Annotated in this window: 15 protein-coding genes; 9 read left to right on the top strand and 6 right to left on the bottom strand. The window is 69.3% G+C overall.

The features are described 5' to 3' along the window. The first annotated feature begins 71 nt into the window (after nt 1-71). Together ACODSY_RS15715 and def are read left to right on the top strand one after the other, a co-directional pair. Entirely contained in the window at nt 72-1,289 is a 1,218-nt protein-coding gene (locus ACODSY_RS15715) for a DNA recombination protein RmuC (RefSeq protein ID WP_488952707.1), read from the top strand. Between the two features lie 56 nt (nt 1,290-1,345). After that, nucleotides 1,346-1,855, top strand: coding sequence for a peptide deformylase (def, locus tag ACODSY_RS15710; RefSeq protein WP_488952706.1), 510 nt, complete (start codon nt 1,346-1,348; stop codon nt 1,853-1,855). Here def and ACODSY_RS15705 read toward each other — a convergent pair. Beyond that, entirely contained in the window at nt 1,852-2,166 is a 315-nt protein-coding gene (locus tag ACODSY_RS15705) for a hypothetical protein (RefSeq protein WP_488952705.1), read from the bottom strand. The genes def and ACODSY_RS15705 overlap by 4 nt on opposite strands. An 87-nt stretch (nt 2,167-2,253) precedes the next feature. On the opposite strand from ACODSY_RS15705, the gene fmt reads away from it, so the two are divergent. Both fmt and truA read left to right on the top strand, forming a co-directional pair. Beyond that, a complete protein-coding gene (fmt, locus tag ACODSY_RS15700; protein WP_488952704.1) occupies nt 2,254-3,180 on the top strand; it encodes a methionyl-tRNA formyltransferase in 927 nt (308 codons plus the stop codon). Next, nucleotides 3,180-3,917, top strand: a complete 738-nt coding sequence (gene truA, locus ACODSY_RS15695; RefSeq protein WP_488952703.1) for a tRNA pseudouridine(38-40) synthase TruA — start codon at nt 3,180-3,182, stop codon at nt 3,915-3,917. Before fmt ends, truA begins: the two co-directional genes overlap by 1 nt. Here truA and dapE read toward each other — a convergent pair. Beyond that, entirely contained in the window at nt 3,914-5,059 is a 1,146-nt protein-coding gene (gene dapE, locus ACODSY_RS15690) for a succinyl-diaminopimelate desuccinylase (protein ID WP_488952702.1), read from the bottom strand. The genes truA and dapE overlap by 4 nt on opposite strands. Before the next feature lie 44 nt (nt 5,060-5,103). Between dapE and ACODSY_RS15685 the strand changes: the two genes are divergently transcribed. The 4 genes from ACODSY_RS15685 (at nt 5,104) to ACODSY_RS15670 (ending at nt 7,910) form a co-directional block, all read left to right on the top strand. Continuing rightward, on the top strand, nt 5,104-5,568 hold the full coding sequence (locus ACODSY_RS15685; RefSeq protein ID WP_488952701.1) for a cupin domain-containing protein: 465 nt from the start codon (nt 5,104-5,106) through the stop codon (nt 5,566-5,568). A gap of 109 nt (nt 5,569-5,677) precedes the next feature. Beyond that, the gene (locus tag ACODSY_RS15680) at nt 5,678-6,283 is read left to right on the top strand and encodes a hypothetical protein (RefSeq protein ID WP_488952700.1); all 606 of its coding nucleotides are present in this window, start codon (nt 5,678-5,680) and stop codon (nt 6,281-6,283) included. 11 nt (nt 6,284-6,294) lie between these two features. Continuing rightward, the gene (locus ACODSY_RS15675) at nt 6,295-7,137 is read left to right on the top strand and encodes a cytochrome b/b6 domain-containing protein (RefSeq protein ID WP_488952699.1); all 843 of its coding nucleotides are present in this window, start codon (nt 6,295-6,297) and stop codon (nt 7,135-7,137) included. Continuing rightward, a complete protein-coding gene (locus ACODSY_RS15670) occupies nt 7,134-7,910 on the top strand; it encodes a molybdopterin-binding protein (RefSeq protein WP_488952698.1) in 777 nt (258 codons plus the stop codon). Before ACODSY_RS15675 ends, ACODSY_RS15670 begins: the two co-directional genes overlap by 4 nt. Here the strand turns inward: ACODSY_RS15670 and ACODSY_RS15665 are convergent. From ACODSY_RS15665 to argB, 4 genes are all read right to left on the bottom strand, one after another. Then, nucleotides 7,907-8,383 carry a MarR family winged helix-turn-helix transcriptional regulator gene (locus ACODSY_RS15665; RefSeq protein WP_488952697.1) on the bottom strand — a complete coding sequence of 159 codons (477 nt, stop codon included), beginning with the start codon at nt 8,381-8,383 and terminating at the stop codon, nt 7,907-7,909. The two genes, ACODSY_RS15670 and ACODSY_RS15665, sit on opposite strands and share 4 nt — an antisense overlap. Before the next feature lie 70 nt (nt 8,384-8,453). Continuing rightward, complete coding sequence (gene dapD / locus ACODSY_RS15660; RefSeq protein WP_488952696.1) at nt 8,454-9,284, bottom strand: 2,3,4,5-tetrahydropyridine-2,6-dicarboxylate N-succinyltransferase; 831 nt, start codon at nt 9,282-9,284, stop codon at nt 8,454-8,456. A 2-nt stretch (nt 9,285-9,286) separates the two neighbouring features. Beyond that, complete coding sequence (locus ACODSY_RS15655) at nt 9,287-9,949, bottom strand: pyrimidine 5'-nucleotidase (protein WP_488952695.1); 663 nt, start codon at nt 9,947-9,949, stop codon at nt 9,287-9,289. Then, nucleotides 9,946-10,860: an acetylglutamate kinase gene (argB, locus tag ACODSY_RS15650; RefSeq protein WP_488952694.1), complete on the bottom strand. Its 915-nt coding sequence runs from the start codon at nt 10,858-10,860 to the stop codon at nt 9,946-9,948. Before argB ends, ACODSY_RS15655 begins: the two co-directional genes overlap by 4 nt. Nucleotides 10,861-10,965: 105 nt before the next feature. Between argB and ACODSY_RS15645 the strand changes: the two genes are divergently transcribed. After that, a complete protein-coding gene (locus tag ACODSY_RS15645) occupies nt 10,966-12,231 on the top strand; it encodes a Xaa-Pro dipeptidase (RefSeq protein ID WP_488952693.1) in 1,266 nt (421 codons plus the stop codon). The last annotated feature ends 24 nt before the right edge of the window (nt 12,232-12,255 follow it).

Here is a 12,255-nt window from a genome sequence, read left to right as displayed (position 1 = left end):
CCGCGGGCGGCCATGGGCGGCGGCCGTGCGCCGTGCTTCCGCCGACTCGCGGAGCGCGCTAAGAACGCACCATGAACGGGCTCCTCTTCCTCGCGGTCCTCTGCGTGCTCATCGCCGCCGGGGCCATAGCCTGGGCGCTGCGCGAGCGCGGCCGGGCCTCGCATGCCGAGCTGCGCATGAAGCTGATGGCGGAACAGGGCGACCTGGTGCGCGCCCAGCTGACTCAGTCGGCGACCAGCGTGGCGGAGGAGATCTTGCGCAAGAACGAGGAGGCGGTCCGCAACCGCGAACAGCTGGCGCAGGCGCGCCTCGAGGCGCAGCTGAAGCCGGTGGCCGAGAGCCTGCAGAAGTTCCAGGAGCAGGTGACCGCCGTCGAGAAGCAGCGGGCCGAGGAACAGGGCGGCCTCAAGGAACAGATCGCCCAGATGCTGGCCGCCTCCACCGCGACCCAGGACGAGGCGCGCAAGCTGTCGGCCGCGCTGCGGCGCGGGGCCGGCGTGCAGGGCCGCTGGGGCGAGCAGACCTTGCGCAACGTGCTGGAGGCTGCGGGCCTCTCGGGCCGCTTCGACTTCGAGGAACAGGCCTCGACCGACACCGAGGAGGGCCGCCGGCGGCCGGACGTGACGGTGCGCCTGCCCGGGGGCGGGCTGTTCGTGATCGATGCCAAGTGCTCGCTGAACGCCTTCCTGGAGCTGCAGGACGCCACCGAGGACTTCGCCCGCGACGCCGCCGGCCTGCGCCACGTCCAGAGCGTGCGGGGCCACATCCAGGGACTCTCGGCCAAGGCCTACTGGGACCAGTTCCAGAACTCGCCCGACTTCGTGGCCATGTTCGTACCGCTGGACTCGGCCCTGGCGGCGGCGCTGGACCGGGCGCCCGAGCTGATGAACGACGCCATGGACCGCCGCGTGGTGATCGTGACGCCGTCGACCCTGTTCGCCCTGTGCAAGGCGGTGGTCTACGGCTGGCGCGTCGAGGAGCAGGCCGCCAACGCCCAGAAGATCGCCGACCTGGGCAAGGAGCTCTACAAGCGCATCTCGGTCATGGGCGCCCACGCCGGTTCGGTGGGCAAGGCGCTGGAGGCGGCGGTCAGCCGCTACAATCAGTTCGTCGGCTCCCTGGAGACCCAGGTGCTGACCCAGGCCCGCCGCTTCGAGGAGCTGAAGGTGGACCACCAGGGCAAGGAAGTGGTGGAGCTGACCCCTGTGGAGGTGGCGGTGCGCCCGCTGGCCAAGCTGACCGCGGACGAGACGCCGCCCGTGCGGCTGGCGGCCGGCGGCGAAGGTTAGGGTGCGACGCTTCTCCTACCTTGACGCTCAGGAATAGGACCCTTACCTGCCCCGCCATGGCCCTTCGTGAGATCCTCGTCGTCCCGCATCCCGTGCTGAAGCAGCAGTCCCAGACCGTCGAGACGGTCGACGACGACCTGCGCGCGCTGATGGATGACATGCTGGAGACCATGTACGACGCCCCCGGCATCGGCCTGGCCGCGATCCAGGTCGGCGTGCCCAAGCGCGTGATCGTCATGGACCTGGCCCGCGAGGGCGAGGAGCCCCAACCCCGCTACTTCGTGAACCCGGAGATCCTCTGGGCGTCGGAGGAGACCGCCCCGTACGAGGAGGGCTGTCTGTCGGTGCCCGAGATCTTCGACGAGGTCGAGCGGCCGGCCCGCGTGAAGCTGCGCTACCTGAACTACCAGGGCGAACAGGTCGAGGAAGACGCCGAGGGGCTCTTCGCGGTCTGCATCCAGCACGAGATGGACCACCTGAACGGCGTCCTCTTCATCGACCACCTGTCGCGCCTGAAGCGCGAGCAGGCGGTGAAGAAGGTCAAAAAGCTGGTGAAGGCGGCCTAGTTCTTCGCCGCGTCGTGGGCGTCGTGCGCGGCGTCCTTGCTCTCCGCCTCGACCTTGGCGGCGCCTTCGCGGGCGCCCTCGGCCGCACCCTTGGCGGTTTCCTTGATCACCTTGCCGGCGTCGCCCGCGGCTTCCTTGATCTCGGCGCCCACCTCCTTCACGGCGGGGCTGTTGGCGGCGTCCTTGGCCGCGTCGCCGACGTCCTGGGCGGCGGCCTTCACGTCGCCGGCGGTGTCCTGCCGTTCCGCCTTCGTGCAGGCGGTGAGGGCGAACACGAGGCTGGCCGTGGCGACCATGATCGACTTGCTCATTTGATAAGGCTCCCTGCGACCTGCTGCTGCAACGGCCACGCTTGTGCTGAAGTTCCCTTGCGCCTTCCCGCCCGCTAAGACCCGCCCATGCGCCTCGCCTTCCTCGGCACTCCGGATTTCGCCGTCTCGGCCCTCTCCGCCATCGTGGCGGCGGGGCATGAGGTAGCCTGCGTCTATTCTCAGCCGCCCGCGCCGCGAGGCCGCGGGCACGAGTTGAAGCCCTCGCCCGTCCATGCCTTCGCCGAGGCGCATGGCATCCCGGTGCGCACGCCGGTGTCGATGCGCGACCCGGCCGAGATCGAAGCTTTCGCGGCCCTGGGACTGGACGCGGCGGTGGTGGTGGCCTTCGGCCAGATCCTGCCGGGCGCGGTGCTGGATGCGCCACGGCTGGGCTCGTACAACGTCCACGCCTCGTTGCTGCCGCGCTGGCGTGGGGCGGCCCCCATCCAGCGGGCGATCATGGCGGGCGACAAGGTCACCGGCGTCCAGGTCATGCGGATGACCGAGGGGCTGGACGAGGGGCCGGTTCTGGCCACGGCCACCCTGCGCATCGACGCCTTGGAGACCGCCGGCACGCTGCACGACCGACTGGCTGTCGCCGGCGCGGCCCTGATCGTGAAGACGCTCGCGGATATCGCCGCCGGCACGGCCGTAGCCGTCCCACAGGCCGAGGAGGGCGTGACCTACGCCAAGAAGATCAGCCCGAAGTTCGCGCGGCTGGACTGGACCAAGCCCGGCCCCGTCCTGGACGGCAAGATCCGTGGCCTGTCGCCCTTCCCCGGAGCCTGGTTCGAACTGCCCACCGAAAAGGGCCCGGTGCGCGTGAAGGCGCTGCTGTCGGCGTTCGAGGACGAGACCGGCGCCCCGGGCGTGACCCTGGACGATCGCCTGCTGGTCGGCACGGGCGAGGGCGCCGTGCGGCTGCTGCGCGTGCAGCGCGAGGGCAAGGGCCCCCAGGACGCCGACGTCTTCCTGCGCGGCAATCCGGTGCCGGCCGGGACGAAGTTGGGCTGATGCCCCGCTACCGCCTCCTCGTCGAGTATGACGGCCGTCCGTTCCACGGCTTCCAGGCGCAGGCCGCGCTGCCGTCGGTGCAGGGGGCGCTGGAGCGCGCGATCAGGAAGTTCTGCGGCGAGGAGCTGCGGGTGAGCGCGGCGGGCCGCACTGACACCGGCGTCCACGCCACCGGCCAGGTCTGCCACATCGACCTCACCAAGGACTGGCCGGCCGATACGGTGCGCAACGCGCTGAACTTCCACCTGATGCCCGACCCGGTGTCGGTGCTGGCGGCGGAGGTGGTCGAAGGGGACTGGCACAGCCGGTTCTCGGCGACCGGGCGGCGCTATCGCTATCGCATCCTCAACCGCATGAGCCCGCCGGCGCTCGACCAGGGCCGGGTCTGGCACGTGAAGAAGCCGCTGGACGCCGCCGCCATGCATGCGGCCGCCCAGGTGCTGATCGGTCACCACGACTTCACCACCTTCCGCGACCTAGCCTGCCAGGCGAAGTCGCCCATGAAGACCTTGGACGTCGCCAACGTCTTCCGCGAGGGCGAAGAGGTGATCCTGGAGTTCGCCTCGCGCTCGTTCCTGCACCGCCAGGTGCGGTCGATGACCGGGACCCTGGCCGAAGCGGGCATCGGTCGCTGGACGAAGGACGACGTGCGCGAAGCGCTGGAGGCCCGCGACCGCAGAGCCTGCGGACCCGTGGCGCCGGCCGAGGGGCTCTACCTGACTGGCGTCAGCTACTAGGGCGCGAAGTACCGCTCGAGGATCCGCGCGTAGACCCGCTGCAGGGTGCGGATCTCGTCGACGGGCGCGCGCTCGTCCACTTGGTGCATGGTCTTGCCGACCAGGCCCACTTCGATCACCGGGCACAGCGCGCGGATGAAGCGCGCGTCCGACGTACCGCCACTGGTGGACAGCTCGGGCGCCGCGCCGGTCACATCGGCCACGGCGGCGGCCACCAGCTCGGTGAAGTCGCCGCGCTCGGTCAGGAACGCCTCGCCGCTGATCTGTGGCGTCACGGTCACCGTGCCATTGAAACCCTCCGCGGCCTTCGCGGCCTCGGCGTCGAACCACTCCGCGAGCGACCGGCCCGTGTGGTTGGGATTGAAGCGGATGTTGAGCCTGGCCCGCGCCACCCCCGGGATCACGTTGGTGGCGGTGTTGGGGACGTCGATCCAGGTCACCTCGAGGTTCGAGGGCTGGAACTCGGCATAGCCGTTGTCCAGCTTGCGGGCCTGGAGCGCCGCCAGCAGGCGGACCAGCACCGGGGCCGGATTGGCCGCCCGGTGCGGATACGCCACGTGGCCCTGGATGCCCTCCACGACGATCTCGGCGTTGATCGAGCCGCGACGGCCCACCTTGACCATGTCGCCGAAGGTCTCGGCCGAGGTGGGCTCGCCCACCACGCAGTGGTCGATGACCTCGCCCTCCGCGGCCAGGGCGTCGACCACGAGCTTGGTGCCGTGGGTGGCCACGCCCTCCTCGTCGCCGGTGATCAGGAACGAGATCGAGCCGGTGACCTTGCCCGCTGCGATGGCGTCGGCGGCGGCCGCCGCGAAGGCCGCGATGGCGCTCTTCATGTCGACCGATCCCCGGCCGATCAGCACCCCGTCCACCACCTCGGCGGCGAAGGCGTCCTTCGACCAGGCGGCGGCGTCGCCCACGGGCACCACGTCGGTGTGGCCGGCGAAGCAGAGGTTGGGCCGTGCGGTTCCATAGCGGGCGTAGAGGTTCTCGATCTCGCCGAACTTCATCCGCCGGCAGGCGAAGCCCAGCCCGGACAGCGTCTCCTCCACGACCGCCATCGCGCCGGCGTCCGCGGGCGTCACCGACGGGCGGCGGATCAGATCGCGCGTGAGTTCGACGGGGTCTATGGCGCTCGGCATACCGTCGCCATACCTAGCAATCCCACGCGAGGCGAGAGGCAACCATGCCCAAGATCGACATCGACGCCCTGGAGGTCCGCTCGGGGTGCAACTACCCCGATCCGTTCAAGGAGATCTGCCTGGGACCGACCTGGCGTAAGCTGGGCGATGCCGTGGGCCTCAGCGACTTCGGGGTGAACCTGGTGCGGCTGACGCCCGGCAAATGGTCGAGCCAACGGCACTGGCACACCCATGAGGACGAGCTGGTCTATGTGCTCGAAGGCGAGGTCGTGTGCGTCGAGAACGACGGCGACCATGTGCTGAGGGCCGGCGATTGCGTCGCGTGGAAGGCGGGCGTCGCCAACGGCCATTGCCTGCAGAACCGCAGCGATCGCGATGCCGTCTATCTGGAGATCGGGTCGCGGAAGCCCGAGGCAGACGCCTGTGATTACCCCGACATCGACATGATCGCCCGCCCGGGCGAGCCGTTCTACCGCCACCGCGACGGCACGCCCTACCCGGAGGAGTGATCGTTCCCCTTACTCATCCCCGCGCATGCGGGGACGAGATGGAGTAATTAATTTGCATGCAAAATAACAGCATGCGAGTCTCTGCCGGCAATCTTGTCGGAGAGTCATCATGCGTCCTGCCCTGCTCCTTGCTGCAGCGCTCGTCGTCGCGGCGCCGGCCGCCGCCCAGCAGCCCGCCGCCCCGCTGCCGCTGCGGGGCGTGGTGACCCAGGTCGACGCCGCGAAGATCACGGTGAAGCCCAAGGCCGGGAAACCGGTGACCGTCGACCTGACGCCCGACTGGACCGTGCAGGTGACCAAGCCGATCGCGGTGACCGAGATCAAGGAAGGCAGCTTCATCGGCACGTCCGAGATCCCGCAGGCCGACGGTTCGGGCAAGTCGCTGGAAGTGCACGTCTTTCCGCCGGGCGTGAAGATCGGCGAGGGCCACTACGCCTGGAACCTTCGCAAGGGTTCGATGATGACCAACGGCACGGTCGGCAAGGTCACGGTGGGGGCCAAGGGTCGCGAGCTCCAGGTCAGCTATCCCACCGGCCAGCGCAAGATCGTGGTGCCGCCCAAGGTGCCGGTGGTGCAGATCACCGGGGGGACCCGTCCGCTGGTCAAGAAGGGCGTTCCGGTCTTCCTTCTGGCCTTCCCTAAGCCTGGCGCGGCGGGGAGCCTGATCACCGGCGCGGTCGCCGTCGGCGAAAAGGGCGCGGCGCCGCCGATGTAGGCGCAGCGGCCATGAAGGCTTTTCCGGAGCGTACGCGCCGAGGCGCGACGGCGGTCTACCGCCATCCGCTGGCCGTGCGTCTGACCCACTGGCTCAACGCGATCTGTCTCCTGGTCCTGCTGTTGAGCGGGCTGCAGATTCTGAACGCCCATCCCGCCTTCTACTGGGGCGAGGTGGCGCGCTTCGCCCATCCCTGGGCCGCGATCGAGTCGGCGCCGGACGCGGCGGGCGAGCTGCGCGGCCAGCTGAAGATCGGCGCGCTGCGCTTCGATACGACGGGCATCCTCGGCGCATCGCTCTCGGGTGGCGAGCAACTGCAGGCGCGGGCCTTCCCGAGCTGGCTGACCCTCCCCGGCTACCTCGATCTCGGCGCGGGCCGGCGCTGGCACTTCGCGTTCGCCTGGCTGCTGGTGATCAACGGCCTCGTCTATGGAACCTACGCGGTGGCGAGCGGTCGGGTGAGGGGGCTGATCTGGCCCTCGCTGGCCGAGTTGCGCACCGTTCCGCGCTCGCTCTGGGATCATCTGCGGCTGCGCTTCGCCCGCGATGACGAAGCGCGGGGCTACAACGTCCTGCAGAAGCTGGCCTATGCCGTGGTGATCTTCGGCCTCCTGCCCCTGATGCTGGCCACGGGGCTGGTGATGTCGCCGGCGGTCTATGCCCGGCTGCCGCTGCTGGGCGACCTGCTGGGCGGGCGGCAGTCGGCGCGGACGCTGCACTTCCTGGCGGCGTCGGGCCTGGTAGGCTTCGTCGCGGTCCACCTGGCCATGGTCCTGGCGGCCGGACCCGTGAACGAGCTGCGGTCGATGATCACGGGCTGGTTCGTCATCCGCCGAGAAGGAAAGACGCCATGAGCGGTTCCAGCTCCACGCGCCGGAGCCTCCTGGGCGCGGCCCTCGGCGCCGGCGGCGCAGGCCTGGCGGGCTGCGATCGGATCGCGAATTCGCCCGCGGTGAACCAGCGCCTGAACCTGGCTGAGGACGTCAACTTCCACGTCCAGCGACTGTTGTTGGGTCGCCGGGCGCTGGCCCGGGAGTACCCCGAAAGCGCCATCTCGCCCGACTTCCGCGCCAACGGCACGGTCAACCCCGATAGCGAAGACTACCAGGCCCACGTGGCGAGCGGCTTCAAGGACTGGCGGCTGGAGATCGGCGGACTGGTGGAGCGGCCGCTGCAGCTCTCGCTGGACGACCTGCGCGTGGCTCCGTCGCGCACCCAGATCACCCGCCACGACTGTGTCGAGGGCTGGTCGTCGATCGGCAAGTGGAAGGGGGCGCGCCTCGGTCCGCTGCTGGACCGCGCGGGGGTGAAGCCCCAGGCGAAGTACGTCGCCTTTTTCTGCGCCGACACGCTGGAGCTGACGCTGGATGGGACCGGCGACTACTACGAAACCATCGATCTGGCCGACGCCCATCACCCCCAGACCCTGCTGGCCTACGAGATGAACGACCAGCCGCTGCCCGTGGCCCACGGCGCGCCGGTCCGGCTGCGTCTGGAGCGTCAGCTCGGCTACAAGATGGCCAAGTACGTGATGCGGATCGCGCTGATCGACAGCTTCGCCGACCTGGGCCAGGGCAGGGGCGGCTATTGGGAGGACCGCGGCTATCAGTGGTACGCGGGGATCTAGTCGGGATCCGCCTCGCGCAGGCCACTGATCAGGCGCTCGACGCCCGTCTTCAGGGCCGTGACCTCCTCGACCGGCATCGGCAGCTGGCAGAACATCGCGCCGGGCACCGTGACCGCCTTCTCCCGCAGGGCGCGCGCATGTGGAGTCAGGTCGATGATGACCCGGCGCTGATCCGCCGTGTCCCGGGTCCGGGTGACCAGCCCCGCCTTCTCCATGCGTTTGCACAGCGGCGTCAGTGTGCTGGCGTCCAGCCCGAGCCGGCGACCCAGGTCCCCGATCGATTGCGGCGCATCGCTCCAAAGCGCCATCAGCGCCAGGTACTGCAGATAGGTCAGGCCCAGCGGCTCGAGCAGCGGCCGGTAGGCCCGCGTCATCAGGTTGCTGGCGGTGTACAGCGCGAAGCAGAGCTGAATGTCGAGTTGCAGCGGATCGAAGGCCGGTGCGCCCTCCGCCGCCTTGCTCTCGTCCTTCACAGGCTGCTCCCGGATCGCCCGTCGCCAGCCGCCATATGGAAGGCGCCGGCGCGCGGGCGCAAGGGCCGGGCTACTCCCGCAGCAGCTCGTTGATGCTGGTCTTGGAGCGCGTGCGCTCGTCGACCCGCTTCATGATCACCGCGCAGTAGGTGGATGGCAGGGACGGGTCGTGCGGGTTCGGCCGGTTGCCCGAAACCACGACGGAATAGGGCGGCACTTCGCCGGTGAAGGTCTCGCCGGTGCGGCGGTCGATGATCGGGGTGGTGGAGGTGATGAAGGTGCCCATGGACAGCACCGAGCCCTCGCGCACGATCACGCCCTCGGCCACCTCGGCGCGGGCCCCGATGAAGCAGTTGTCCTCGATGATGGTCGGGTTGGCCTGCAGCGGCTCCAGCACGCCGCCGATGCCCGCGCCGCCGGAGATGTGCACGTTCTTGCCGATCTGCGCGCACGAGCCGACCGTGGCCCAGGTGTCGACCATGGTGCCTTCGTCGACGTAGGCGCCGATGTTCACGAAGGAGGGAGTCATCACCACGTTCTTCGCGACGAACGCGCCCTTGCGGACCACGCAGCCCGGCACGGCGCGGAATCCCGCCGCCTCGAAGCGCTGGGCGTCCCAGCCGGTGAACTTCAGAGGCACCTTGTCCCAGTAGGGGTGCGGCGCGTCGGCGTCGATCAGTCGGTTGGCGGTGAGGCGGAAGAACAGCAGGATCGCCTGCTTGGCCCACTGGTGGGTCACCCAGGTCCCGTCGGCCTGGCGCTCGGCCACGCGGATCCTGCCGGAGTCCAGGAACTCGATGGTCTCGTGCACCGCGTCTCGCACCCGCCCTGTGGTCGAGGTGTTGATGGTGTCGCGCGCCTCCCAGGCGGCTTCGATCACGGACTTCAGGTCGTCTGACATGGCTAGGCGGCCTCTCTGAGCTTCGCCGTCGCCAGGAATGGCGCGAGCTTGGCGGTGCGGTGGTGGACGAAGTCGGCTGTGGACTGGGCGGCCCAGGACCCCACCAGCACGGTGGTCATGCCCAGCGCGGCGGCGGGCGCCAGGTTGCGCTCGCTGTCCTCGAAGAAGGCGGTGACGGTCGGGTCGATGCCGTGCGCCTGGGTGATCCGCGAGAACGCCGTGGCGCTGGGCTTGGGCTCGTAGCCGGCCGAGCCGATGTGGAAGACATCGTCGAACAGGTGGCCGAGACCCAGGCGCTCCAGCACCCGCTCGGCATGGACGTCGTCAGCGTTGGTGAAGATCAGCCGCCGCCCCGGCAGCCGCTCCAGCCCCGCCAGCAGGTCGGGATCGTGCGCCAGAGCCTCCAGCGACATGTCGTGGAAGATGGCGTGGAAGTCCCTCGGATCGACGCCGTGGTTCAGCATCATACCCTTCAGGGTCAGGCCATGCTCGGCCAGGTAGGCCTTCTGCAGCTTGAAGGCCTCTTCCCGCGGCAGGCCGGTGACCTTCTCCACGAAGTCGGTCATCCGGTCGACGATCTCGGCCATGAAGCCGGACTCGGCCGGGTAGAGGGTGTTGTCCAGGTCGAACAGCCAGGTGTCGATGTGGCTGAGGTCGGCGCTCATCGGCAGACGAGGGTGCCCGACCCGTGCTCGGTGAAGAGTTCGACCAGCATGGCGTGTGGCCGCCGGCCGTCCAGGATGACCACGGCCTCGACGCCTGACTCGACGGCGGCGATGGCGGTCTCCAGCTTGGGGATCATGCCGCCGGTGGCGACGCCGGTCTGGATGGCCGCCTTGGCCTCTGCCACCGTGAGCTGGCGGATCAGCTGTCCGTCCTTGTCGAGCACGCCCGCCACGTCGGTCAGCAGCAGCATGCGCTTGGCTTCCAGCGCGCCCGCCATGGCGCCGGCCACCGTGTCGGCGTTGATGTTGTAGGTCTGGCCCTCTTCGGACACGCCGATCGGCGCGATCACCGGGATGTAGTCGTCCTCGGCCTTCAGCAGGGCGTCGATCAGGGTGGTGTCGATCTTCTTCGGCTCGCCCACGAAGCCCAGGTCGACGACCTTCTCGATCTCGCTGTCCGGGTCCTTCTTGGTCCGGATCGCCTTCTCGACGGTGATCAGCCGCGCGTCCTTACCTGACAGGCCCACGCCGCGCACCTCGGCCTCGGCGCCGGCCAGGGTGATCCAGTTGGCGATCTCCTTGTTGATCGCGCCGGACAGGACCATCTCGGCCACTTCCATCGTGGCGTCGTCGGTGACGCGCAGGCCGTCGATGAAGGTGGACTTCACGCCCGCCCGCTCCAGCATGCGGCTGATCTGCGGGCCGCCGCCGTGCACCACGACGGGGTGCAGGCCCAGCATCTTCAGCAGGACGACATCGGCGGCGAACAGCTTGGCCACCGACTCCTCGCCCATGGCGTGGCCGCCGTATTTGATGACCACGGTCTCGCGGTCGTAGATTTGGATGTAGGGCAGCGCCTCGGCCAGCGTTTTCGCCGTCGCCCAGCCCTGCTCTTCCACGTCCTGGCTCAATGCACCGTCCTTCGAAACTTGCGGGGGTCCGATAGCGGACGAGGTCGCCCCTGTCATCCGCCGAAGCCCGTGATAGTCAAAGCGTCACAATCGAGGGAGTTCGGGATGCGGGTGGTTCTGGGGGCGGCGCTGGCCGCGGCGATGCTGGCGGGCGGGGCGCAGGCGAAGACGGTGGCGGTCACGGCCGAACGGCTGCTGGACGTGAAGACCGGCAAATATCTGGAAAAGCCCCTCATCCTGATCGAGGACGGCCGGGTCGCCTCGGTCGGCAAGGCGGGCGACGCGGTCCCGACCGGCGCCGAACGCGTGGACCTGCCGGGCGTGACCCTGCTGCCGGGCCTGATCGACATGCACGTGCACCTGACCAGCGCGGGCAAGTACGGCGGCTACCGGCCCTATGAGTTCACGGACAGCTTCTGGACGGCCGTGGGCGTGGCCAACGCCAAGACGACGCTCGAGGCCGGCTTCACCACCGTACGCAACGTCGGCACCGCCTTCTACGCCGACGTCGGCATCCGAGAAGCGATCGACGAGGGCTGGATCGTCGGGCCCCGGATCATGGCTTCGGGCTACGCGCTGGGCGCCACGGGCGGTCACTGCGACGAGACGTTCTTCCCGCCGTCGATGGACGAGAAGAGCCCGGCCCTGGTGGATAGCCCCGACGATGGCCGCAGGCAGGTGCGGACCCAGCGCAAGTACGGCGCGCGCTCGATCAAGATCTGCGCCACCGGCGGCGTCTTCTCCCGCGGCGACGAGCCCGGCGCGCAGCAGCTGACCTACGAGGAGATGAAGGCCATCGCCGACGAGGCCCACATGGCCGGGATGAAGGTCGCCGCCCACGCCCACGGCGCCCCGGGCATCAAGGACGCCATCCGCGCCGGCATCGACACCATCGAACACGTCAGCCTGATCGACGACGAGGGCATCAAGCTGGCCGTCCAGAAGGGGACCTGGCTGGGCTTCGACATCTACAACACCGACTACACCCAGGCCGAGGGCAAGAAGAACGGCGAGCTGGAGGACAACCTGCGCAAGGACCGCGAGATCGGCGGCATCCAGCGGGAGAACTACCGAAAGGCGCTGAAGGCGGGGGCTCGGATGATCTACTCTACCGACGCCGGGGTGTATCCGCACGGCCTGAACGCCAAGCAGTTCGCGGTGATGGTCCGCTTCGGCGCGACGCCGCTGCAAGCGATCCAGTCGGCCACCGTCAACGCCGCCGAGGCCCTGGCCTGGGACAAGGACGTCGGCCAGGTGAGCAAGGGCTTCTGGGGCGACCTCGTCGGCGTCTCCGGTGATCCGCTCAGCGACGTGACCGTCCTGGAGAAGCCGGTCTTCGTGATGAAGGGCGGCGAGGTGGCGAAGCGGTAGAAGCTCCTCTCCCCTCGGGCTACG

It is taken from the genome of Phenylobacterium sp. FG114, from assembly GCF_057809855.1.
Note: the sequence above shows the minus strand (reverse complement) of the source record. Positions and strands in the feature narration are given on the sequence as shown.

Excerpts from the sequence above, each read along its gene's own strand:
- ACODSY_RS15715 (WP_488952707.1), top strand. The coding sequence starts at position 72 with ATGAACGGGCTCCTCTTCCTCGCGGTCCTCTGCGTGCTCATCGCCGCC.
- def (WP_488952706.1), top strand. The coding sequence starts at position 1,346 with ATGGCCCTTCGTGAGATCCTCGTCGTCCCGCATCCCGTGCTGAAGCAG.
- ACODSY_RS15705 (WP_488952705.1), bottom strand. The coding sequence starts at position 2,166 with ATGAGCAAGTCGATCATGGTCGCCACGGCCAGCCTCGTGTTCGCCCTC.
- fmt (WP_488952704.1), top strand. The coding sequence starts at position 2,254 with ATGCGCCTCGCCTTCCTCGGCACTCCGGATTTCGCCGTCTCGGCCCTC.
- truA (WP_488952703.1), top strand. The coding sequence starts at position 3,180 with ATGCCCCGCTACCGCCTCCTCGTCGAGTATGACGGCCGTCCGTTCCAC.
- dapE (WP_488952702.1), bottom strand. The coding sequence starts at position 5,059 with ATGCCGAGCGCCATAGACCCCGTCGAACTCACGCGCGATCTGATCCGC.
- ACODSY_RS15685 (WP_488952701.1), top strand. The coding sequence starts at position 5,104 with ATGCCCAAGATCGACATCGACGCCCTGGAGGTCCGCTCGGGGTGCAAC.
- ACODSY_RS15680 (WP_488952700.1), top strand. The coding sequence starts at position 5,678 with ATGCGTCCTGCCCTGCTCCTTGCTGCAGCGCTCGTCGTCGCGGCGCCG.
- ACODSY_RS15675 (WP_488952699.1), top strand. The coding sequence starts at position 6,295 with ATGAAGGCTTTTCCGGAGCGTACGCGCCGAGGCGCGACGGCGGTCTAC.
- ACODSY_RS15670 (WP_488952698.1), top strand. The coding sequence starts at position 7,134 with ATGAGCGGTTCCAGCTCCACGCGCCGGAGCCTCCTGGGCGCGGCCCTC.
- dapD (WP_488952696.1), bottom strand. The coding sequence starts at position 9,284 with ATGTCAGACGACCTGAAGTCCGTGATCGAAGCCGCCTGGGAGGCGCGC.
- ACODSY_RS15655 (WP_488952695.1), bottom strand. The coding sequence starts at position 9,949 with ATGAGCGCCGACCTCAGCCACATCGACACCTGGCTGTTCGACCTGGAC.
- ACODSY_RS15645 (WP_488952693.1), top strand. The coding sequence starts at position 10,966 with ATGCGGGTGGTTCTGGGGGCGGCGCTGGCCGCGGCGATGCTGGCGGGC.